The following is a 22,274-nucleotide window of genomic DNA, read 5'->3' as shown; positions in this document are numbered from 1 at the left end:
GTCGGGCCGGTCACTGGTTGAGGTAGGCGAGGACGGCGCGGACGCGGCGGTGGGTGTCGTCGGCGGGCGGCAGGTCGAGCTTGGCCAGGATGTTCGAGATGTGTTTCTCCACCGAGACCGGGGCGAGCACCAGCGCCGCGCAGATCGCCGAGTTCGACAGGCCCTGCGCCATCAGGCCGAGCACCTCGCGTTCCCGGGGCGTGAGCGCGGCGAGCCCGCGGTTGCGGCTGTTGCGCGCGAACAGCTGGCTCACCACCTCCGGATCCATCGCGGTACCGCCGGCCGCGACGCGCTCGATCGCGTCGAGGAAGTCGTCCAGCGACGTGACCCGGTCCTTCAACAGGTACCCGACGGCGCCGCGACCGTCGGCGAGCAGGTCCGCGGCGTACGCGCGCTCCACGTACTGGGAGAGGATCAGGACGGGGGCGTCGGGTGTCTCGGCGCGGATGGCGAGGGCGGCGCGCAGCCCCTCGTCGCGGAACCCGGGCGGCAGCCGTACGTCCACAATGGACAGATCGGGCCGGTGTTCGGCCACCGCGGTACGCAGGTCGGTGGCGTTGTCGACCGCGGCGACCACGGTGTGCCCGGTGTCGGTGAGGATGCGGATCAGGCCGTCCCGCAACAGCAGCAGGTCTTCGGCGATCACGATGCGCATGGCAGCTCCGCGAGGACGACGGTGGGACCACCGGCCGGGCTGGTCACGGTGAGGGTGCCGCCGAGCGCCTCGGCCCGCCGGCGCAGCCCGTCGAGTCCGGCGCCGGCCGGGTCGGCGCCGCCCCGCCCGTCGTCGCGCACCCGTACGGTCAGGAGGCCGGGCTCGGCGTGGATGTCGATCCGGCAGGACGTGGCGTCGGCGTGCTTGGCCGCGTTGGTGAGCGCCTCGGCGACCACGAAGTAGGCGGCGGACTCGACCGCGGCGGGCAACTGCGGCGTACCGGCGGCGTGCACGTCGACGGCGAGCGGGCTGTCGGCCGCCAGCGCGGACAGCGCCTCGGCCAGCCCGCGGTCGGTCAGGATCGGCGGGTGGATGCCACGGACCAGCCGGCGCAGTTCGGCGAGCGCGTCGTCGAGCTGACGGCGCGCCAGCCGTACGTCGTCGGCCGCGGTGGGCGGCCCGGCGCGCAGCTTGCGTTCGGCGAGGGCGAGGGTCATGCCGGCGGCGACGATCCGGGCCTGCGCCCCGTCGTGCAGGTCGCGTTCGATCCGGCGCAGCTCGGCGGCCTGCGCGTCGACCACGCGTACCCGGGTCTCGACGAGGCGCTGCGCCAGCGCCTGCTGCGCGCCGATGCCCAGCAGCCAGCCGGCGAACCGGACCTGCCCGTCCGCCACCCGCACCACCAGGTACGCCACGGGCACCGCGAGCGCCACGCCGACCAGCGAGGCGACGCACCGGCCGGGCCAGGTGGACACCAGCGGCGCGACGAACCACGGGGCGTTCGGGTTCGGTACCGCCCACAGCCAGGCCGGCGCGGTGACCAGCCCGAGCGTGACGAGGGTGCACGCCAGCGCGGGCAGCAGGCAGACCAGCGACAGCGGGAACAGCAGAGCCAGCCAGGCCGCGTCGCGCCAGGTGGCCGGGGAGCCGGCGAGCTGCCGCGCCCGGCCGGTGACGTTCGGCGCCGTGAGCGGCACGTACGGCGAGGCGACGGGGTGGCGCAGCAGCCGGTCCGCGCGGCGCCGCTCGACTCCTGCCAGGGCGCGGGCGGCGGTCGCGGACGCCAGGAACGCGTGCGGCCCGAGCCGGCTCAGCGACAACAGGCCCACCAGGACGACCGACGCCACGAACCAGGCGAATGCCGGAATTCCCACCGGTACCGCGGATGCGAGGTAGCCGAGCGAGCGGACGGTCCGGCCCGCCCACGGCGTCCGGGGCGGCGCGGAGGTCACGGCGCCCACCGTACCGGTGTCCCGGTCCGCGGCCCACCACGGTACGAACGCCTGCCCGGTACGCCCGGTTCCGCGGCATCCACAGTGGACGGTCGGGGCCGGATCCGGCGTAGCGGACGGCGGAGCCGGCGCCCGGGAGTACCGGACGCCGGCGGGCCGGGCGGGGTCAGCGGGCATCGGCCGGCAGCGCGCGGCGACGGACCACCAGCCGCGCCGGTACGGTCCCGGCGAGCATGCCGAGCAGTACGGTGCCGGCCAGGAGCACGCCGTACCCGGTCGGGTTGGCCAGCCAGCGCCACTGCCCGTCCTGCGCCACGCTGAACGCGCCGTACACGATGGCGCTGACCGCGGCGCCCAGCACCACGCCGACCGCGACCGACAGGGCGGTCTCGGTGCCGACCATCCGGCGTACCTGCCGGGCGGTGGCGCCGGCGAGCCGCAGGTCCGCGAACTCGCGGCGGCGGGCGACGGTCGCGATCGCGAACGTGTTCACCACCGACACCGCGATGAACGCCACCAGGATCACGATCAGCGCCTCGAACGCGGCCTGCTGCGTCTCCGCCCCCCGCACCGGTACGGTCGCGTCCGCGGCGACCAGGCCCGGGGTGGCCGGCACGCGACCGGTCACGTACACGGCGCGGACCAGGCCGCGGGGGTCGTGCGCGGCGACCAGACCGGCCGGCAGTACGAGGTCGCCGAACCCGGCGGACAACCGGTACACGGCCGTCACCCGCAGCGTCACCCGGGTCGCGTCCGGCAGCCACACCGCTACCCGGTCACCGACGTGCCAGCCGCGCGCCGCCGCCAGGTCCGCGCCGACCGCGAGCCCGTCGCCGGTCGGCCGCAGCCGCCCGGCCGACACGTCCAGGTCGAGCGCGGTGGCGCCGGCACGGTACAGGCCCTGCGCGGCGTAGTGCTCCGGCTTGCCGTCCTCGTCGATCAGGACGGTCGTCGGCAGTGTCGCCGCCGCCCCGCGTACGCCCGGCGTCGCGGCGAGCCGGCGGGCGTCCGCCAACGGTACGCCGGAGCCGGTCGACACCAGCTGGGCGTCGGCCGCGGCGGCGCGCCGCGTCTGCTGCGCCTCGGCCACCTGCACGGTCAGCGTGCTCGTGGACAGCAGCGTCGTCGCGATGCCCAGCAGCAGCATCAGCGGCATCGCCACCGACGCGACCCGCCGCGCCGACGCCCGTACGGTGGCGGCGGCGAGCCGGCCGGTGACCCCGGTGGCCGCGGCGACCGGACGCAGGGCCGTACCGACGAGGCGGACGAGGACCGGGCCGGCCGCGGCGGCCGCCGACAGCAGCAGCGCGCAGGCCACGAACCCCATGCCCATCCCCATGTTTCCGCGCAGTGGCGCGAAGACCAGTACGGCGACCGCGCCGGCCGCGGTGACGAGCGTGGCCGCCACCCGCACCGCGGTACGCGCCGGCGGCGCCACCGCCGTCTCCTGCAACGCCTGCGTCGGCGCGATCCGGGTGGCCCGGCCCGCGGCGATCCGGGCCGACAGCACGCTGATCGCGGTACCGGCGAACACGGTCGCGGCGAGGACGAACACGTTGACCGACACCGGGAACCCGGGCGGCAGTACGCCCGCGGCGGTGAACCGGCCGGCGACCGTGCCCGCCAGCGGACCGCCGACCGCGGCGCCCACCACGCCGGCGACCACCGCGACCGCGGCCGTCTCGGCCGCCAGCAGCCGCCGCAACTGGCGCGGCGTGGCGCCGATCGTCCGTAGCAGAGCCAACTCCCGCAGCCGGCCGGCGACCACCAGCCCCACCGACCCGATGAGGACGAACACCGCGGCGAACGCGGTCACCCCGAGCATGATGCCGAACACCGACACCGCGCCGACGTAGCTGATCGACGCGCCCGGCACCTCGGCGCGCAGCCGGTCGGCGCCGGCGTACACGGAGGCGGTGCCGGCCAGCGGGCGTACCCGGGCGGCGAGGGTGTCCGCGGAGACGCCCGGCTCGGCGAACACGGCCACCGCGGTCGGCCCGGCCAGCCCGGACACCGCGGCGACCACCGCGTCCGGCAGGAACACCGCAGCCTGGTTCGCCACCGCCGGCCGCGTCACCCCCGCCACCCGGTACGCGTGCGGACCGGTGCGCGTCGACACGACCACGCGGTCGCCGACGTGCCCCAGCGACGCGTCGAGCACCACCTCGCCGCGACCCGGCGCCGTCCCACCCGCCAGCCGGTACGGCGTCGCCACCGCGGCCGCCCAGTTGTGCGCCACCACCGGTACTCCGTGCGGCCCGCGCGCCGGCCGTCCCGCCACGGTCAGATCCACCGGGAACGACACGTCCGGCACGGCACGCGCCACCCCGTCGAGCCGGGCGATCCGGCCCGCCAACGCCGGCGACAGCGCCGCGGCGCCGGTCAGCGGCTTGCTCTTGGTCTTGCTCTTCACCTTGTCGCCCTTGTGGGTCACGGTCGTCAGGCTCACCTCGCGGGGCTGCGCGACGGTCAGCGTCGCCGCGGCGAACCGGTCCGGGCCGGGGCCGGCGGTGAGCGCCGAGCACAGCAGGACTCCGCTGACCGTCAGCAGCGCCACGGTCAGCGCCACCGCCAGGAACGACCCGGCGAACGCGATCAGCCGCCGCCGTACGGAGGCCAGTGCCAGGGTCGTCATCGCGCGCTCAGCTCCGTCATGCGTGCGGCCACCTGTTCGGCGGTCGGGGCGGACTCCTCGCCGGCGAGCTGGCCGTCGGCGAGGAACACGACGCGGTCGGCCCACGCCGCCGCGTTCGGGTCGTGGGTGACCATCACGACCGCGGCGCCGTCGGAGTCGACCGCGTGCCGCAGCAGGCCGAGTACCTCCCGGCCGGTGGTGAGGTCCAGGGCGCCGGTGGGTTCGTCGCCGAAGATCACCTCGGGGCGGCCGGCCAACGCGCGCGCCACCGCGACCCGCTGCTGCTGACCGCCGGACAGCTGGCCCGGCAGCGCCTTCTCCTTACCGGCCAGGCCGACCCGCGCCAGTACCTCGCGGGCGCGGCGGCGGTCCGGGCGGCGGCCGGCGAGCCGCTGCGGCAACAGCACGTTCTGCTCGACGGTGAGCGCCGCGACCAGGTTGAACGACTGGAACACGAACCCGACCCCGCGCCGCGCCACGGTCAGCGCCGGCTCGCGCAGCCCGCCGATCTCCGTACCGGCGAGGCGGACGCGGCCGGACGTCGGTCGGTCCAGACCCGCCGCGCAGTGCAGCAGGGTGGACTTGCCCGAGCCGGACGGTCCCATCACCGCCGTGAACGTTCCGCGGTCGAACCCGACCGTCACGTGGTCGAGTGCCCGGGTGCCGGTGGGGCCGGCGTACACCTTGGTGACGTCGGTCAGGTCGGCGACCGCCGTCGTCGTGAGAGTGCCCATCGTTGCCATGCCGACCATGCTGGTCGCGCCGGGCGGCGGAAACGACATGGCCAGCGCTGATCCGCGACCTATGGCCAGCCCCACCACGGCCACGCCGTCGGCGTACGTCACGCTGGGGCTGGACGCGTTCCTGCGGGCCGCGTCCGGGCCGTACGGGACCGCGGGCCGGTGATGTGAGCCGGGCGGGTTTCCGTTGTGCCGCTCGGGGAGCCGCGGCAGACTGGCCGGGTGCTGACTTCCGTGCTGGCGTTCGTGGGCGCCGCGTTCCTGATCGCGATGGTGCCGGGCCCGAGTACGGCGGTGATCCTGCGGCGGGCGGTCGTCACCGGCCGTCGCAGCGGGCTCGTCACGGTGCTGGGCAACGAGACCGGCATCCTGGTGTGGGGCCTGGCCGCGGCGTTCGGGTTGTCCGCGCTGCTGCTCGCCTCGCGCATCGCGTACGACGGGCTGCGGATCGTCGGCGCCGGCGTGCTGATCTGGATGGGTGCGCGTGCGCTGTGGCAGGCGCGCCGCGGCACCGCCAGCGACGCGCAGCCGGCTGCCCCCGCCGCGGTCCCGCACCGCCGGGCGTACTGGCAGGGTCTCGTCACGAACGTGGCGAACCCGAAGGCCGGGGTGTTCGCGATCTCGTTCCTGCCGCAGTTCGTGCCGCACGGCGCGCCGGTGTTGCCGTGGCTGGTGGTGTTCTCGGTGCTGTGGGCGGCGGTCGACCTGCTGTGGTACCTGCCGCTGGTGTGGCTGGCCGGCCGGGTCCGCGGCGTCTTCCAGCGCGTGGGCGTACGACGGCGCCTGGAGCAGGTGTCCGGCGCCGTCCTCGTCGCGCTCGGCGTACGGCTGGCCGTCGAGTCCGCCTGACGCGGGTCAGCCTCGGGGCTCGCCGTACCAGCGCCAGTCGGTGAGCCGCGGCCGGCCGGGCAGCTCGGCCCGGCCGGTGGCCCACAGCAGCGTCCGGTACCGGTCGGTGTCGGTCGGCGCGTCCGGGAACAGCCGCGTCAGCGCCCGGTCGCACAGCTCGGCCGGCGGCTCCCACCCGGCGCCCAGGCCCTGCGCGACGTCGTGCATGTGCGCGACGGTCTCGACCACGCCCATCGCCGCGAAGCCCTCGGGGTCGGCGTTGCCGTACACGTGGTGCGCGGTCACGGTGGGGTCGGCCGTGCGTACCACGGCGGTGAGCAGGCCGCCGCAGGCGTCGACCACCTGGATCAGTCCGGCGGTGCCGGCGTCCCGTTCGGCGTAGATGACGCTCGCGGGGCCGCCCGGCCGTTCCCGCCGCCACGCCACCCGCACGTGCGACGTCTGCGGCGGGTCCACCGCGCTGAGCTGCGTCGCGTACGAGAAGAGGTCGTCGGCGAGGTGCTCGACGGTCTCCCAGCAGTCCCAGTCGAGTGACCCGGCCGGTACGCTCCAGTCCCGGTCGGCGACCGTCCGCAGCGTCGCCACCGCCAGCCGTACGGCCAGCGCGACGTCGTCGGCGGTGACGCGCGCCCCGCGTTCCCCGGTCATCTGCGGTCCTTTCGCCGGTCCCGCCGGAGCGTACCGGTCATGCCGGGTCGCCGCTGAGCGCCGGTCGCGCGGCGGCCGCGTCGTACGCCCGGCGGGCCGAGACCATGTCGGCGCGGTGCGTCCGTGCCCAGTCGGCGAGCGCGGTGAGCGGCCCGCCGAGCCCGGCCGCCAGCGGCGTCAACGCGTACTCGACGGTCACCGGCACGGTCGGGTGCACGGTGCGGCGCAGCAGGCCGTCGCGTTCCAGGGCGCGCAGGGTGCGGACGAGTACCCGGCGGCTGACGCCGTCGACGGCGCGTTCCAGTTCGGTGAACCGCAGGGTACGGCCGGCGAGTGCCTCGATCACCTGGACGGTCCACTTGCTGCCGATCCGGTCGAGCAGGTCCCGGACCGGGCACACGTCCGTGACCTGGTCGGTTACCTCGGTGTCCCGTGGAGACATGGAAGTCCCTCCTTCCGCGCCCGCCCATCGTTGCGGACGATGTGCGGGGTGTCGAACGGAAACAGGGAGTGTGTGATGGCGCTGACCCGGGTACCGGGGCGGGAGGTGCACTTCCGGGTGCACGGCGCGGGACCGCTGCTGCTGGTGCAGCCGGGGCTCTACCAGGTCGGTCCACAGTGGACGGACCTGGGTTACACCGGCGCGCTGGCCGGGGAGTACACGGTGGTGGAGATCGATCCGCTGGGGCACGGGCGCAGCGCCGCGCCGACCGATCCGGCGGCGTACGAGCTGCCCCGGCGGGTCGACGACGTGCTCGCGGTACTCGACGAGCTCGGCGCCGACCGCGCCGTCTACTGGGGGTACTCGATGGGCGCGTGGATCGGCTGCGGACTCGCCGCGTACGCCCCGGACCGGGTGGCGGGGCTGGTCGTCGGCGGCTGGGATCCGGTCGGCGGACTGGAGGTCGCGTACGAGCACGCGCGCCGTACCGTGCCGCTGCCGCCCGATCCGGACTGGACGGCGCTGGCGCGTGCCGCCGCGGCCCGGGTACCGGAGCAGGCGGCGGTGATCGACGCGGGCGACCCGGTCGCCTTCGACGCGTGCCACCGGTCGCTGGAGCACCAGCCGGACCTCAGCCCCGCGCTCGCCGCCCTCGACGTCCCGGTCCTCCTGTACGCCGGGGACGCCGATCCGTACCATCCGGGCGCGCGGGCGGTCGCGGCGCGGATCGGCGCGGGGTTCGCCACCGTCGCCGGGTGCGACCACACCGGCGCCTGGCACGACGCCACCGCGGTACTCGCCGAGGTCGTCCCGTTCCTCCGGACGGTCGCCCGGTGACCGGCGTACGCATCGGGCTGCTGCTGCCGACCCGGGAACGTACCGTGACCGGCCGGCACGACCCGGCCGCGCTGATCGACCTGGCACGCGCCGCCGAACGTGCCGGCCTGGACTCGGTGTGGGTCGGCGACTCGCTGACCGCCCGGCCCCGGCCGGAACCGCTGACCCTGCTGGCCGCCGTCGCCGCCGCCACCGAACGGATCACCGTCGGCACCGCCGCGCTCACCGCGGCGCTGCGCCCGCCGCTGCCCGGCGCGCACGCCGTCGCCACCCTGGACCGGATCGCCCGCGGCCGGCTGGTCCTCGCGCTCGGCGCCGGGTTCCCGCTGCCGGAAACGGCGGCCGAGTTCGCCGCCGCCGGCGTACCGTTCCGCGAACGGGTCGGCCGGCTCGACGAGACCGTCCGGATCTGGCGTACCGCCTGGACCTCCGGCGCCGCGTACGACGGCCGGTACTGGTCGCTGCCCGCCACCGGCCTCGTCCCGCCGCACTCCGCGGGCGGGCCGCCGCTGTGGCTGGCCGGTGGCGACCGGCCCGGGGTGCTGCGCCGGGTGGCGGAGACGTACGACGGGTGGCTGCCGTACCTGCCGGACGACGACGCGTACGCCGCGGCCTGGCGGACGGTGCGCGCCGAGCACCGCACCGCCGGCCTGTACGCGACGGTCCACCTCGACGCCGACCCCGACCGGGCGGGCCGCCGACTCGACGACTACACCCGCGGCTACTACGGCCGGCCGGTCGCCGAGATGGCCCGACTCCAGGCGTTCCGTGCCGGCACGGCCGCGGCGGTCGCCGACTGGCTCTCGCGGTACGTCGACGCCGGCGCCCGGCACCTCGTCCTGCGGCTCGGCACGCTGTTCGCCGACGAACAGTGGCCGCGGCTCGCCGAGGAGCTGCTTCCGTTGCTGCGCGGGCGATTCGGCCCCTGACGCCCGCCACGCCCGGCCGGACGGTAGGTTGCACCCCCATGGGTACGCTCGCCGACCTCCGCGCCGATCTCGCCGCCCGCGCCGACCCGCGGCGCGCCGAGGGCGTGGCCCGCTACCTCCGGATGGTCCCCGGCGGGTACGGCGAGGGCGACACCGCGCTCGGCATCCCGGTCCCCGAGCAGCGCGCGGTCGCCGGCCGGTACTGGCGGGACCTGACGCTCGCCGAGACCGCGGAGCTGCTCGCCGACGGCGTACACGAGGTGCGGTTGACGGCGGTGTTCGTGCTGGTGCGGAAGTTCGACCGGGCGGACGCGGGGGAGCGGGACCGGATCGTCGGGACGATGCTGGCCAACCTCGACCACCTCGACAACTGGGACCTCGTCGACTCGTCCGCGCCGTACCTGCTGGGGCCGTGGCTGCTGGACCGGGACCGGGGCGTCCTGGACCGGTTGGCCGGCTCGGCGGTGGTGTGGGAGCGGCGGACCGCGGTGCTGGCGACGCTGGCGTTCATCCGCGCCGGCGAGTTCGACTGGACCTTCCGGCTCGCCGAACGCCTGCTGCCCGACCCGCACGACCTCGTACACAAGGCGGTCGGGTGGATGCTGCGGGAGGTCGGCAAGCGCGACCGGGCGGCCGAGGAGGACTTCCTCGCCCGGCACTACCGACGGATGCCCCGGACCATGCTCCGGTACGCCATCGAGCGGTTCGCACCGGCGCGGCGCACCGCGTACCTCACCGGAACGGCGCCGTACCACGGCGAATGAGCCCTGTACGGCCGGCCCGCGCCGGCGCATGATGAGGTCTACGACGGCGGGATCCTCGTCGTACGGCCGGATGGCGGTGGCGCATGTCGGGACAGGCACGGGTGTCCGGCCGGGGCCGGCACCGCATCGTACGGACCGGGCTCGCGGTGCTGCTGGGCGCCGTCGCCGCCCTCGTGACGACCGCGCCGGCGGTGGCCGGTGACGGCCCGGCCGGCTTCTGGTACGGGACGGACAGCACGACGATCACCATCTCCGGCGGCGCGCCGTACCGGGAACCGGTGATCGGCGGCTCCTACGGCGGGTACGTCGGCATGCTCGGCAACTGGGCGAACCTGACCGGCTGCAACAAGATCGTCGTCTGGTCGACGACCGACGCGGCGCGCGCCGCCACCAACCGCGGCACGTACCACCTGGGTGTCGGGGTCGGCGGCTACTACTTCATGGGCGGTCCTGGCGTCGACCCGCACTACGACGGCACCACCACCGAGGCGTACGCGTGGGGCGCGCGGCAGGCGGCGCAGGCGCTCGCGGACGCCGCGTCCCGGCACGTCACGTACCCGGTGCTGTTCGCGGACATCGAGATCCCGGGCCACTCGCCGAGCTACACGCCGGCCGACGACAACGGCTGGAACTCGGTCTACACCTCGCCGTGCAGCGGCGTGGTGCGGACCGGCTTCGTGCCGGTGACCGTCGACCGCGCGGTCCTCAACGGCTTCGCCGGCTACGTCACCGGCCACTCCGCCTACCGCGCCGGTGTCTACTCCGCGCCGGACATCTGGGCGAGCATCTTCGGTAGCGGCAGCGCGTCGCTGATCCCCAACACCTACGAGTGGACGTACGAGTCGTTCACCGGCAGCCTCACCCACCACCCGTACGGCTGGTGCCTGTCCGGTACGTCGACGTGCGCGCACTTCTTCGGCGGCCAGACCAGCTCGTCGAGGTACGCGCTGATGTGGCAGTGGTCGGGCGGCGGCGGCAGCCGCAACGGGTACGGCGACTTCGACCAGATCGACGCGGCACGTACCCCGTGACCCCGGCGCCGTCGCCGCGCGTGGCCGCCCGGGTGCGTCCCGTCCACCGGTCGGCGTGCCGGTGCCGTCACGGATCATGGAGGTCCGGCGTCGCCGCGGGAGCCGGTCCCGCGGGCGCCGGGTGACCCGACGCCACCGACCCCGGGAGTACCGATGGCGGCCGCGCCGCAGCCACCGATGCGCAGCAAGTCCGACCTGCACCAGGCGATCCGTACGACACGGCGTGCGGTGCTGGTGGTGAACACCCGGGCCCGCCGCGGCCGCCGGTACCACGCGGCGATCCTGGCCCGGCTCCGCGCCGACGGCTGGAACCTGGTGGCGGACCTCGGCGTCGACCGTCCCGGTGGCCTCGCCGACACCATCGCCGCCGCCGTCGACCACCGGCCCGACGTCCTCATCGCGGCCGGCGGCGACGGCACCATCAGCGAGGCCGCGCGGCAGCTCGCGCACCGGGACATCGCCCTCGGCCTGCTGCCGCTGGGCACCACCAACAACTTCGCCCGTACGCTGACCGTTCCGCTCACCGTGGCCGGCGCGCTCGACACGCTCGTACACGGCGTGGTCGCCGACGTCGACCTCGGCCACGTCAACGGGCGCGTGTTCACCAACATGGTGTCGCTCGGCGTGTCCGCCCGCGTCGCCGAGCACGCGCCGCACCGGCTCAAGCGCATCCTCGGCCGCGCCGCGTACCCGTTGACGGCGGCGGCGATCCTGCCGCGGCACCACCCGTTCCGGGCGCGGCTGACCACCGACGACGGGCGTACCGTCAGCGCGCACACGCACCAGCTGAACATCGCCAACGGCGGCTTCCACGCCGGCAACCCGATCACCGCCGACGCCTCGCCCGACGACCGGCTGCTCACCACCTGGCCGCTCGGCGGCCCCCGGCGTACGAGCCTGGTCGCGGCGATCGCCGGGCAGGTCGCGCACGGCCGGCGCCGTACCCAGGCCAGCCACCCGTTCCTGACCACCGACGCGCTGACCCTGCACACCGACCCGCCGCAGGCGCTGGACATCGACGGTGAACTGCACGGCAGCACCCCGGCGCGGATCACCTTGTCCGCCAACGCCCTGCGCGTCCTGGTACCGGTGGGCTTCCCGGACACCTGACGGTCAGCGCGGCAGGTCGTCCTCCACGGCGTCGACCCCGGACACCGCCTCCACCAGGTACGCGGTCGTGCCGGCCCGCGGATCGCGCGCGTGCAGCGTCTGGAACATCGGCCCACCCGGTACGCCGAGGTCGACCACGGTCGCGCTCGCCCCGAGTACGGCGCGTTCGAGGTGCGGCGGTGCGGTGCGGTCGATGCGGGTGGCCACGCCGGGCGTCACCCACACCGGTACGCCGGCGATTGTGCCGGACAGTTGCAGGTGGAAGTGCCCGCACAGTACGGCCTGCACGTCCGTGTCGCGCAGCGCGTGTGCGAGCCGGTCGACGTCGCGCAGGTTCGCCGAGCCGAGCAGCGGGGAGTCGACCGGCGCGATCGGCGGATGGTGCAGCACGACCACGGTGCCGGCCGCGGCCGGAGTCGCGAGGATCTCGGTGAGCCAGGCGGCCTGCGCGGCGCCGAGCGTTCCGTGCACCTCGCCGGGTACGAGGCTGTCCAGCGTCACCACCCGCAGCCCGCGTACCTCACCGACCGCGGCGCAGCGTCCCAGTCCCGGCGGTACGGTCCCGGCGTCGTCGCCGTCGGCCGCGCGGTGCCCGCTGCCCAGTACCGCGGCGAACGCGGCACGGTCGTCGTGGTTGCCCGGGCAGTACACGTGCGGGATGCCGCGTTCGGCCGCGAACCGCCCCACCCGTTCCAGTACGTCCGCGTACCCGTCGGGCGAACCGTCGTCGGCGAGATCGCCGCTCACCACGACCACGTCCAGCGCCGGTACGTGGCGCGCGTCGTACAGCATGCGGTCGAGTGCCGCGGCCGCGTCGACACCGTCCTCGTCGATCCCGGACGCGGTCAGGTGGGTGTCGGACAGGTGCAGGATGCGGTGCCCCATCGTGTCGCTCCCTCAGCGGTGTGGGGCACCCAGGCGGTCGACACCCCGTACGTCACTCCCCGGTGGTTCGACCACCCGCGCCAGTCGTGTGCCGTCACCGTAGCGTCCCGATCCGGGTGAGGGTCGGTGATCCACCCCACCCGGGCGTACGGCCGGAATCTCCACTGTGGACAGTGCATCGGCGACTTGCCGGACGTACCGGACGCCGCGGTCGTCGTACCCGGTCGCGACGGGGCGGGCCGATCGGCCGGGGCGGGCACCGATCGGCTCCGATCTTGCATTTGTTGAGCCTAGGCTTGCGTCGTAGAGAGCCGGGCGTCCCGGACCCTGATGCGCGGCCCCCGCGAGCCCGACAGGGAAGGCTCGCACATCGCCTTCGCGGGGGAATGCACCATGGGGACGTTTCTGCGCGTGACGTTCGCGCCCTTCCGGCGGGCCGGAGAAGTCGACGGAGCCTGGTGGCCCCGGTCCCGCGACCTGGACACCGAACTCGCCGAACTCTTCCCGCCGGTACAGCGTCGTTTCGGGCAGATCGAATGGTTGCGGCTGTCCTGGGCGGACTGGGACACGCACCCGGACCGGGCCGGCGACGGCGTACCGATCGGGTGGAACCGGCAGATGCTGACCCACCTGCTCGTCGCGCACTGCCTGCACGGCACCGCGGTCTTCCTCCTCGTCGTACCGGCCGACACCGAACCGCACGTCGCGCGCCGGGCGCTGATGCTGGCCGCCGACGCGCAGTGGACACCGCGCGGCGCGACCGACGTCCTGACCCAGGCGGGGATACGGCCGGCCAGCCGCTGAACGGCGCGGGGTAACGGCACCGCGACACCGCAAGGTTTCCCCGGCGACTGACCGGTTCCAGTCCGGCTGCCCGTACGCTCGTTCGTGCCGGACGCGGCCGGCGACGCCGAGTCCGTCACGTACGGAGTGGGCCGAACGGTGGCGACGCGTCCGATGCGGTGTTCCGGTCGTCGCGGCGCGCCACCAGGTTGTCGACGACATCCACGACCCCGGGTACCGACCGGGCGGCCTGCACGGCAAGCGGGATGCTCGCGGGGTTGTCGAGCTCACCGGACAACGTGACGACGCCGTCGGACACCGCCACCCCGACCTCGTTCGGGTCCGCGACGAGGAACGACTCGACGACGTCGTGGACCACGTCCGCCCGGATCTGCCGGTCACTGCGCAGGAAACTGTGCAGCAGGTCGTTGCGCGCGACGATGCCGACCAGCGCGCCGTCGGGATCGAGTACGGGCAGGTGCTTGACCTCCCGGTCGCGCATGAGCTGCGCCGCCTCCACCACGGTCGCCTCCGACGACACCGTGCACGCCGGTACCGACATCAGGCCCGAGACGCGGTCGCTCGCTGCCTTGGCGGCGGCCCTCTTCCGGCGCCTGCTGGCGAGCAACCCCGGCTCCAGCGCATCCGCGACGATGGCCACCTTGGTCAGCAGGTCCGACTCGGAGACCACCCCGATCACGTCGCCCCGTGCGTCGACCACGGGCAGGGCACCCACCTTGTTGCCCAGCAGAAGTTCCGCCGCCTGCTTGTACGTCGCGTCCGCGTCCAGGGTGATGACCGGCGTACTCATCACGTCTCGTACCTTGGTCGTCGTCATGGCATCTCTCCCGGAACTGTCCGGACATGCCGCACATCGCGGCACCTCGGCCGGTTGACGGCGCGGTCGCCGAGTCTTCGCGCGCGTGGTCGACGCCGTCGTGTCCGCGCCTGTCGCGCCTGGCCCCTTGACGGCCATCGTCGCGACCCGACTCCGCCGTTGCTAAGGGCCATTGGTCCCGTCGGGCGGCGGAGCGGGCCGGGCGGCGCGACGGAACCGGCTCGACCCGGACCCGCGCGGTCGGGCCGAACTGCCCTGTGCGGCTCGTTCCGTCGCGCCCACCATGGACGGGTGGTGGGGCAGGCCGGGATCACCGATGCCGTCGGGCTGACAGCGGCCGAGGCAACCGAACTGAGGGCACGGTTCGGCCCGAACGAGGTGCCACCGCCGCCGCGGCCCCGGGTGTACCGGCGGGTCGCCGGTCAGCTGCGCGACCCGCTCATCCTGTTGCTGCTTGCGGCCATGGCGGTCACGATCGCGCTGCGGGACCTGACCGACACGATCGTCATCGGCCTGGTGATCGTGCTGAACACGACGGTCGGGGTGGTTCAAGAGGTACGCGCGGACCGGGCGGTCGCGGCGCTGCGGCGGATGGCCGCGCCGACGGCCCGGGTGCTGCGGGACGGCCGGACCGGGCTGCTCCCGGCGGCCGAGGTCGTACCGGGGGACGTGGTGACGCTGGCCGGCGGGGACGTGGTGCCGGCCGACGCGACGATCGCCACCGCGGACCGGTTGCGGGTGGACGAGGCGGCGTTGACGGGCGAGAGCGTACCGGTGGCGCGGGAGGCCGGGGAGGCGGTGCTGGCCGGCACCGTGGTGGTGTCCGGGACCGCCCGTGGCGTCGTGACCCGGATCGGGGGAGACAGCGCGCTGGGGCGGATCGCGGCGCTCGTCTCCGGTCAGCCCCGGCGCCGGACACCGTTGCAGCAGAAGCTGGCCGGACTCGGTCGCGTGCTCGGCGCCGCCTGCGTGGCGCTGTCGGTCCTGGTGATGCTGGCGGGGCTGCTGCGTGGGCTGCCTGCAGAGGAGATGGTACTGACGGCCGTCAGCCTGACGGTCGCCGCCGTGCCGGAGTCGCTGCCCGCCGTGGTGACGGTGGCGCTGGCGCTGGGCGCGTACCGGATGGCGCAACGGCACGCGGTCGTACGGCACCTGCCCGCGGTGGAGACGCTGGGCTCGGTGACGCTGGTCGCGACGGACAAGACGGGCACGCTGACGGAGGGCCGGATGTCCTGCGCCCGTGTCGTACTGCCGGGCGCGGTGCTCGCCCTGTCCGGCACCGGGTACGAACCCGCCGGTGGATCGTCCACAGTGGAGGGTCGAGTCGACCGGCGGGAGATCGACCGGCTCGCGGCGGATCTGGTGCTGTGCAACGACGCGGACCTCGCCGCACCGACCCCGGACCGCCCCGACTGGGCCGCGGTCGGCGATCCCATGGAGGCGGCGCTGGTCGCGGCGGCCGGCCGTCTCGGAACCTTCGCCGAGGCGACGCGGCGACGGTATCCGCGGGTCGGTGCGATCGGCTTCGAGACGACCCGGCGGCGCATGACCACCCTGCACCGTGCCCCGCAGGGCGGCTACCTCGTCGTGAGCAAGGGCGCGCCGGAGGTACTGCTCCCGCAGGGCGGTCCGCTGCGGGACGCGGCCGACCGGCTGAGCCGGGACGGGTACCGGGTGCTCGCGGTCGCCGACGCCCACCACGACGCGCCGCCGGACCGGTCGGAATGGGAGGACGCGCTGCGCCCGCGCGGCGTCGTCGCCCTGACCGACCCGGTACGCCCGGGCATTCCCGCGCTGCTGCGCCGGTTCGCCGCGGCGGGAATCTCCTTGGCGATGGTCACCGGCGACCACGCGGCCACCGCGACGGCCGTGGCCCGGCGGGTCGGGATCCCCGACGACGCGGTACACGCCAGGATCCTTCCGGCGGCGAAGATGGAGCTGGTCGCCGGATGGCAGTCGCGGGGCGACGTGGTGGCGATGACCGGCGACGGCGTCAACGACGCGCCAGCGTTGCGGCGGGCGGACATCGGCGTGGCGATGGGCCGCGGCGGCACCGAGGTCGCCCGCCAGGCCGCCGATCTGGTACTTGCCGACGACGAGCTCGCCACCGTCGGCGCCGCCGTGGAGGAGGGACGGCGGATCTACGCCAACATCCGTCGGTTCCTCTGGTACGCGCTGTCCGGTGGACTGGCCGAGGTCCTGGTGATGCTGTTCGGTCCGCTGCTCGGAATGGCGGTACCGTTGCTGCCCGCGCAGATCCTGTGGATCAACATGCTCACCCACGGGCTGCCCGGCGTCGCGCTCGGCGCCGAACCGCCCGACCGGAGCGTGCTCGACGACCCGCCCCGACCGCCGGGCGAGGCGATCCTCGGTGCGGGGCTCAGCCGACGGCTGTTGACGACCGGTGCGCTGATCACGGCGGTGACGTTGGGCGTCGGCTGGTGGGCCGCGTACACCGGGCGGCCGTGGCAGTCGATGGTGTTCCTGACGCTCGGTTTCGCCCAGCTCGGCATGGCGCTGGCGGTGCGGGCCCGACCCGCGTCCGGTACCCGGCCCAACCGTGCGCTGTACGCAGCGGTCGCGTCCTCGGCGCTGCTGCAGCTCGCGGCCGTGACCGTACCCGGGCTGCGGGACCTGCTCGGTACCCGTCCGGTCGGCGCGGTCGACCTGGTGGTGTGCCTGGCGGTCGCGGCGGTGCCGGGCCTGGCCGTGGCGTTCGCCCGGCGGCTCGCCGCGGACTGACCCCGCGCTGTCCCGGTGGTGGACCGGGGCCGCCGGCGATGTGGCCGGCACGGCGCCGGCGTGCGGCGGCCCACCGCCCGACGTGCCGCCCGTCGACGCCCGCCGACCGGCCTGCCGAACCGGGCCGTACGGCCCTCCCGGCCCGCCGCGCCCGGTCGGCAGCATCGAGACGGGAGCGCGGTCGCGTCGTGGCCGGCCGCCGCGAAGGGGGCGGGGACCGTGTCTGTCGTGGTCGGGGTGGACGGTTCGGACCTGGCGGTGGCGGCCGTCGACCTGGCCGCGCGGGAGGCGGCCCTGCGTCGGCGCCCGCTGGAGGTGGTGTACGCCTTCGACTGGCCACTGCTCGGTACGTCGATGCGCAGCGCGCCGATGGCGACGGCGCGGGACGAGGCGCAGGAGGTGGTCGACACCGCCGTCCGCCGCGCCAGGGACGCCGCCGCGGGCCTGACGGTGCGCGGCGAGGTACGCAGCGGGCTGCCCGGCGCCGTGCTGGCCGAGGCGTCCCGGCGCGCGGATCTGGTGGTGGTCGGCAGCCACGGTCGCGGCTGGGTTGGTGAGCTGCTTCTCGGTTCCACCGGACGCTACCTGGCCAGGTACGCCACCAGTCCGCTCGTCGTACTGCCGCCGCACGTGCCGGATCCGGCCTGGGCGGCACCCGTACTGCTCGGCGCCGACTGCCGCCCGCGGTCGGAGGCGGCCGTCGCGTTCGCGTTCCGGGCGGCCGATGTGCGGCACGTTCCGCTGGTGGCGTTGCACGCGTGGCGGGCGCCTTCCGCAGGCGAGCCCGGCGACGTGCTGCCCCCGGCGTACGACGTCGACGAGGTCGGCGCGGTGGAGTCACGGCTGCTCGCCGAGAGCCTGACCGGATGGTCGGCCAAGTACCCGGACGTGGTGGTGCGGCAACGGGTCGTCCATCACTCGGCGGGACGGGCGTTGGTGGATGCGGCGCACGGGGCCGCGCTGCTGGTCGTGGGCGCCGGAGCGGGTTCCCGGCTCGGGGCGGTGGCCCACCGGGTCCTGCACGAGGCCCCGACCCCGGTCGCCGTGGTCCGGGAGGTCCCGCCCGTGCCGACCGACCGGGGCCGCACCGCGTGAGCGCGGACGCCGTACGACCGGGTCGCACGGCGTCCGCCGGAACCAGCGGGGCCGCCGGTCGCCGGGATCAGGCGCCGAGTGCCGCCGCGGTCGGTACGACGAGGCCGAACAGGTCGGTGACGGTGGTCAGCGCCGCGGTCCCGAGTACGGCGGCGGGCACGACGGTGCCGTCGGGTGCGGTGAGGGCGCGGGTGGCGGTGGCGTCCGCGACCACCGTCGGCCGGTACCCGAGGCGGAACGCGCCCTGCGCGGTGAACGTCACGCACATGTGCGTCATGAACCCGGCGAGGACGAGGTCGGTGCCCGGGGAGGCGCCCAGGTCGAGCAGCGTCCGGGCCAGCGTCGTCTCGTGGAACGCGTCCGGGAACCGTTTCACCACAACGGTTTCCCCGTCGACGGGCGCGACCTCGGCACTGATGGCACCGATCGCTGCCCCGATGTCGTACGGGGAGCCGGGGCCGCCGTCGTTGACCACGTGCACCACCGGCGCGCCGGCGGTACGGGCCCGCGCCAGCAGGTCCGCGGCCGCGGCGAGCGCCGGCTCGGCCCCGTCCAGGGCCATGACGCCCCGCCGGTACGTCTCCTGAAAGTCGATCATGACCAGTACGGCGTCGCCGAGTCGCGGCGGCCGCTCGTCCAGGGCGAGTACGGTGCGCAGGCTGGTGCTCATCTCGTTCCTTCCTCGTGGGTCGTGCCGCTGCGCCGACGCAGGGCAGGGTGCTCCGCCCGGCAGTACGCCGGGGGAGTGGGGCGGTGGCACGGAAACGGTGCCGTTGCGCGGATCGCGGGCGCGGATCAGCCGGTACGGGTCCGGAAACGCCGCCGGTACGCCGCGGGTGTGGTGGCGAGCCGCCGCCGGAACGCCCGGTGCAGCGTCTCCGCCGACCCGAGCCCGGCGCTGGCGGCGATCCCGCCGAGCGTCCGGTCCGTACTCTCCAGCAGGCGCCGCGCCTCCTCGATCCGCGCCGCCTCGACGTACGCGGCGGGGCTGGTGCCGGTCTCCTGGGCGAAGACGCGGGCGAAATGCCGTTCACTGAGCCGCATCCGGGCCGCGAGTACCCGGGCGGAGAGGTCCTCGTCGAGGTGGTCGGCGATCCACGCGCGCAGCTCGTCGATGTCGCGCCGGGTCGCGGCCGGCCGGCTCAGCGGCACCGAGAACTGGCTCTGCCCGCCCTGCCGCTTGAGGTACAGGACGAGTTCGCGGGCGACGGCGAGCGCGGTCTGCTCGCCCAGGTCCTCGGCGACGAGGGCGAGCGCCAGGTCCAGGCAGGCGCTGATCCCGGCACCCGTCCACAACCGGCCCCGGTCGGTACGCACGAAGATCGGGTCCGGGTCGACCGTGACCTCGGGATGCTCGACGGCGAGCTGCGCGGCGGTCGACCAGTGCGTGGTGGCCGTACGCCCGTCGAGCAGTCCGGCCGCGGCGAGCACGTGCGCGCCGACGCACACCGACGCGACCCGCGAGGCATGCCGCGCGGTACGCCGCACCCACTCGACCACGTCGGCGTCGGTACGCGCGACCGGGCCGTCGCCGGTCATCTCGACCGCTCCGGGTACGAGCAGGGTGTCGACCCGCCGGCCGATCCCGTCGAACGTCGCGTCGGGCACCAGCCGCACTCCCGCCGACGTACGCACCGGGCCGGCGTCCGGCGCGGCCAGGCGCATCTCGTACCGGGTGGTGGCGGTGACGCGGTTGGCCAGGGCGAACACCTCGGCGGGGCCGGTGACGTCGAGCAGGTCGACGTCGGGGAAGACCGCGACGACGACGCGGTGGGCAGCGGGCATGGGTCCATCGTGGCGGCCGCGGCCGATGGCGGCAATGACGAGGTCCTGTCAGATCCGGACACGCGTACGGCGGCTGAGACCGACCCCACAGCGCCGTCGCCGGCCGGCACCGCGCATCGGGCGGGCCGACCATCTAGGTTCGGATCCCGTGCGGATCATCTCTCTGAACGCCTGGGGCGGCGCGATGTTCGACGACCTCACCCCCTGGATCGCCACCTGCGACGCCGACGTCCTGTGCCTCCAGGAAGTGACCCATACGCCCGGACTCGACGGCTGGACCGCGTTCGAGGACGCCGACCGGGCGCTGCCGCAGCGGGCGAACCTGTTGGCCGACGTACGGGCCCGGCTGTCCCGGCACCACGCCCTGTTCACCGCCAGCGACGCCGGACCGGTGCACGACCGGGACGGCCACGCGTACCGGCAGGACTTCGGGGTGGCGTCGTTCGTCGCCGACACGTTGCCCGTGGTCGGTCTGCGCACCGCGTTCGTGCACGGCAACTACGTCGAGTACGCGGAGGACTGGCCGAACGACGGGCGGCCCCGCGCCGCGCAGGCGGTCCGCGTGTACGACCGGGCGGCCGGGCGGTTCGTCACCGTCGTGCAGGTGCACGGGCTGCGCGACCCGCGCGGCAAGGGCGACACCCCGGCCCGGCTCGCCCAGGCCGAACGCCTCGCCGAACTGGTCACCGGCGCCAGCGAGGAGGGCGACGTGACCGTACTGTGCGGCGACTTCAACCTGCTGCCCGACAGCGAGATGTTCCCGATCCTGGCCAAGGCGGGCCTGACCGACCTGGTCCGCGACGCCGACACCCGGACCTCCCGGTACCGCAAGCCGCTGCGGCACGCGAGCTACCTGCTGGTCTCCGACCCCGCCGCGGTACGCCGGTTCGAGGTGCTCGCCGACCCCGAGGTGTCTGACCACCGCGCCCTGCTGCTCGACCTCTGACCGGATCCGTTGTGCCGCAACGGTTCCGGCGTTCCGCGGGTCAGGTGCGCTCGCGGCCGACGGTGCGCAGGTGGCCGGCGCGGGCGTCGCGGGTGCGTACCTCGGTCGGCAGGGTGACGTGGCGGGGATCGTCGGTGGCGCCGGCGATCCGCTGCGCCACCAGCCGCATCGCGGTGGCGCCCAGCTCGGCCGACGGCAGCGCGGCGGTCACCGTGGCCAGTCCGAGCAGGTCGACCGGGCCGGCGTCGTCCATCCCGGCGAGCGCCACGTCCACCGGTACGCTGCGCCCCACGGTGACGAGGTCCCGCGCCACCGTCGCCACGACGTACCCGTTGGCGCAGAGGGCGGCGGTGGGCGGGTCGGCCGCGTCGAGCGCCGATCGCAGCAGCGCCAACCGGACCGGCTCCGCCTGCTCCCCGTACGGCCGCAGCGCGGTCAGCTCCGGGCTGACCGCGAGGCCGCGCTCGCGCAGTGCCCGTACGTGCCCGGTGAGCCGGTCCCGCACGCTGGTCACCCGCGTCTCGCTCCACAGCGTGAGGATCCGCTCGTGCCCGGCGGCGATCAGGTGACGCGTCAACTGGTACCCGAGGGCGACGTTGTCGACCATCACCGCGTCGGTCGGCACGTCGGTCCGGTACCGGTCGACGAGGACGAGCGGGATGCCGTGCCGGCGGATCCGGCTCAACAGTGCGGCATTGTGCGCGCCCTCGACCGGGTAGAGCACGATGCCGGCGACCGGCGAGAGCAGCGCCTCGGTCAGCGCGGTCGCCTCCCGCCGCGGCGACGCGAGGACGTCGCGCCGGGCCGTGTCCGTCAGGTACATCCGGTAGCCCAGCTCGGCGCAGACCGACTCGACGCCACTGACCACAGTGGACACGTGGGTGCCGCGCAGGCCGTGCACGATGCAGGCGATCGTACGAAGCACGCCGGGGCCGCCCGCGCGCTCGGCCCGTTCGGCGACGTACGTGCCGCGGCCCTGCCGGCGGATCAGCAGCCCCTCCGCCACCAGGTCGTTGAGCGCCTTCACCGCCGTCGTCGTACTCACCCCGTACCGCGCGCACAGCTCCCGCTGCGTCACGAACGGGCCGCCCGCCTCGTACTCCCCGCGGTGCACCGCGGCGCGCAGGTCCGCCTTGATCCGCTGGTACAGCGGGGCGCGGCCGTCAGCGGCCATCGGGGCGCCCGGGGTGTCGCCGCATCGATCCCGCTCCCTCGCGTTTGACGCGCCAAAAGCTCGGTGTGGTGCCAGTTTGGTCGGGTCGTGGGTCGTAAGTCCCGATGGTTGACACGTTAACACCGTCTTCGCGGGAGAGGGTGCGGCGGAGGTG

The 22,274-nt window shown here is 75.0% G+C and carries 21 protein-coding genes and 1 riboswitch; of the genes, 10 read left to right on the top strand and 11 right to left on the bottom strand.

What is annotated here, in order from left to right; all coding sequences use genetic code 11:
* Positions 1–10 precede the first annotated feature (10 nt).
* From Aru02nite_RS27120 to Aru02nite_RS27105, 4 genes are all read right to left on the bottom strand, one after another.
* Positions 11–655, bottom strand: coding sequence for a response regulator transcription factor (locus tag Aru02nite_RS27120; RefSeq protein WP_203662403.1), 645 nt, complete (start codon positions 653–655; stop codon positions 11–13).
* Positions 643–1,887, bottom strand: coding sequence for a sensor histidine kinase (locus Aru02nite_RS27115; RefSeq protein ID WP_239076984.1), 1,245 nt, complete (start codon positions 1,885–1,887; stop codon positions 643–645). Before Aru02nite_RS27115 ends, Aru02nite_RS27120 begins: the two co-directional genes overlap by 13 nt.
* Positions 1,888–2,053: 166 nt before the next feature.
* Positions 2,054–4,522 carry an ABC transporter permease gene (locus Aru02nite_RS27110; RefSeq protein ID WP_203662401.1) on the bottom strand — a complete coding sequence of 823 codons (2,469 nt, stop codon included), beginning with the start codon at positions 4,520–4,522 and terminating at the stop codon, positions 2,054–2,056.
* Positions 4,519–5,265 (bottom strand): ABC transporter ATP-binding protein, encoded by a 747-nt coding sequence (locus tag Aru02nite_RS27105; protein WP_239076983.1) that lies wholly within the window; start codon positions 5,263–5,265, stop codon positions 4,519–4,521. The genes Aru02nite_RS27110 and Aru02nite_RS27105 overlap by 4 nt, the downstream gene beginning before the upstream one ends.
* Positions 5,266–5,484: 219 nt before the next feature.
* Between Aru02nite_RS27105 and Aru02nite_RS27100 the strand changes: the two genes are divergently transcribed.
* Positions 5,485–6,111, top strand: a complete 627-nt coding sequence (locus Aru02nite_RS27100) for a LysE family translocator (protein WP_203662399.1) — start codon at positions 5,485–5,487, stop codon at positions 6,109–6,111.
* A gap of 6 nt (positions 6,112–6,117) precedes the next feature.
* Here Aru02nite_RS27100 and Aru02nite_RS27095 read toward each other — a convergent pair whose 3' ends face one another.
* Together Aru02nite_RS27095 and Aru02nite_RS27090 are read right to left on the bottom strand one after the other, a co-directional pair.
* Positions 6,118–6,759, bottom strand: coding sequence for a hypothetical protein (locus tag Aru02nite_RS27095; protein ID WP_203662398.1), 642 nt, complete (start codon positions 6,757–6,759; stop codon positions 6,118–6,120).
* Between the two features lie 37 nt (positions 6,760–6,796).
* Positions 6,797–7,201 carry a winged helix-turn-helix transcriptional regulator gene (locus Aru02nite_RS27090; protein ID WP_203662397.1) on the bottom strand — a complete coding sequence of 135 codons (405 nt, stop codon included), beginning with the start codon at positions 7,199–7,201 and terminating at the stop codon, positions 6,797–6,799.
* Between the two features lie 75 nt (positions 7,202–7,276).
* Here Aru02nite_RS27090 and Aru02nite_RS27085 point away from each other — a divergent pair, with 75 nt between their 5' ends.
* The 5 genes from Aru02nite_RS27085 to Aru02nite_RS27065 all read left to right on the top strand — a co-directional run bounded on the left by Aru02nite_RS27085 (position 7,277) and on the right by Aru02nite_RS27065 (position 11,872).
* On the top strand, positions 7,277–8,038 hold the full coding sequence (locus Aru02nite_RS27085; protein WP_203662396.1) for an alpha/beta fold hydrolase: 762 nt from the start codon (positions 7,277–7,279) through the stop codon (positions 8,036–8,038).
* Entirely contained in the window at positions 8,035–8,967 is a 933-nt protein-coding gene (locus Aru02nite_RS27080) for an LLM class flavin-dependent oxidoreductase (protein WP_203662395.1), read from the top strand. Before Aru02nite_RS27085 ends, Aru02nite_RS27080 begins: the two co-directional genes overlap by 4 nt.
* A 38-nt stretch (positions 8,968–9,005) precedes the next feature.
* Positions 9,006–9,731, top strand: a complete 726-nt coding sequence (locus Aru02nite_RS27075) for a DNA alkylation repair protein (RefSeq protein WP_203662394.1) — start codon at positions 9,006–9,008, stop codon at positions 9,729–9,731.
* 83 nt (positions 9,732–9,814) lie between these two features.
* On the top strand, positions 9,815–10,762 hold the full coding sequence (locus Aru02nite_RS27070) for a hypothetical protein (RefSeq protein WP_203662393.1): 948 nt from the start codon (positions 9,815–9,817) through the stop codon (positions 10,760–10,762).
* Between the two features lie 153 nt (positions 10,763–10,915).
* Positions 10,916–11,872, top strand: coding sequence for a diacylglycerol/lipid kinase family protein (locus tag Aru02nite_RS27065; protein WP_239076982.1), 957 nt, complete (start codon positions 10,916–10,918; stop codon positions 11,870–11,872).
* Between the two features lie 3 nt (positions 11,873–11,875).
* On the opposite strand, the gene Aru02nite_RS27060 is transcribed toward Aru02nite_RS27065, so the two are convergent.
* On the bottom strand, positions 11,876–12,757 hold the full coding sequence (locus Aru02nite_RS27060) for a metallophosphoesterase family protein (RefSeq protein WP_203662392.1): 882 nt from the start codon (positions 12,755–12,757) through the stop codon (positions 11,876–11,878).
* A gap of 20 nt (positions 12,758–12,777) precedes the next feature.
* Positions 12,778–12,855, bottom strand: a riboswitch (ZMP/ZTP riboswitch).
* Between the two features lie 295 nt (positions 12,856–13,150).
* Between Aru02nite_RS27060 and Aru02nite_RS27055 the strand changes: the two genes are divergently transcribed.
* On the top strand, positions 13,151–13,561 hold the full coding sequence (locus Aru02nite_RS27055) for a DUF5994 family protein (RefSeq protein ID WP_203662391.1): 411 nt from the start codon (positions 13,151–13,153) through the stop codon (positions 13,559–13,561).
* 115 nt (positions 13,562–13,676) lie between these two features.
* Here Aru02nite_RS27055 and Aru02nite_RS27050 read toward each other — a convergent pair whose 3' ends face one another.
* A complete protein-coding gene (locus tag Aru02nite_RS27050; protein WP_203662390.1) occupies positions 13,677–14,378 on the bottom strand; it encodes a CBS domain-containing protein in 702 nt (233 codons plus the stop codon).
* Positions 14,379–14,669: 291 nt separating this feature from the next.
* On the opposite strand from Aru02nite_RS27050, the gene Aru02nite_RS27045 reads away from it, so the two are divergent.
* Positions 14,670–17,120: a cation-translocating P-type ATPase gene (locus Aru02nite_RS27045; protein ID WP_239076981.1), complete on the top strand. Its 2,451-nt coding sequence runs from the start codon at positions 14,670–14,672 to the stop codon at positions 17,118–17,120.
* A gap of 219 nt (positions 17,121–17,339) precedes the next feature.
* A complete protein-coding gene (locus Aru02nite_RS27040; protein ID WP_203662389.1) occupies positions 17,340–18,215 on the top strand; it encodes a universal stress protein in 876 nt (291 codons plus the stop codon).
* A gap of 67 nt (positions 18,216–18,282) precedes the next feature.
* Here the strand turns inward: Aru02nite_RS27040 and Aru02nite_RS27035 are convergent, their stop codons facing one another.
* Both Aru02nite_RS27035 and Aru02nite_RS27030 read right to left on the bottom strand, forming a co-directional pair.
* A complete protein-coding gene (locus tag Aru02nite_RS27035) occupies positions 18,283–18,885 on the bottom strand; it encodes an isochorismatase family protein (RefSeq protein ID WP_203662388.1) in 603 nt (200 codons plus the stop codon).
* A 125-nt stretch (positions 18,886–19,010) separates the two neighbouring features.
* Positions 19,011–20,000, bottom strand: coding sequence for a GlxA family transcriptional regulator (locus Aru02nite_RS27030; RefSeq protein WP_203662387.1), 990 nt, complete (start codon positions 19,998–20,000; stop codon positions 19,011–19,013).
* A gap of 148 nt (positions 20,001–20,148) precedes the next feature.
* Between Aru02nite_RS27030 and Aru02nite_RS27025 the strand changes: the two genes are divergently transcribed.
* The gene (locus Aru02nite_RS27025; protein ID WP_203662386.1) at positions 20,149–20,946 is read left to right on the top strand and encodes an endonuclease/exonuclease/phosphatase family protein; all 798 of its coding nucleotides are present in this window, start codon (positions 20,149–20,151) and stop codon (positions 20,944–20,946) included.
* Between the two features lie 40 nt (positions 20,947–20,986).
* Here Aru02nite_RS27025 and Aru02nite_RS27020 read toward each other — a convergent pair whose 3' ends face one another.
* Positions 20,987–22,120, bottom strand: coding sequence for a GntR family transcriptional regulator (locus Aru02nite_RS27020; RefSeq protein ID WP_203662385.1), 1,134 nt, complete (start codon positions 22,118–22,120; stop codon positions 20,987–20,989).
* Positions 22,121–22,274 lie beyond the last annotated feature (154 nt).

This window comes from Actinocatenispora rupis (assembly GCF_016861975.1).
Taxonomy (GTDB): Bacteria; Actinomycetota; Actinomycetes; order Mycobacteriales; family Micromonosporaceae; genus Actinocatenispora; species Actinocatenispora rupis.
The sequence above is the reverse complement of the archived record's forward strand: the minus strand, read 5'-3'. Positions and strand labels throughout refer to the sequence as shown.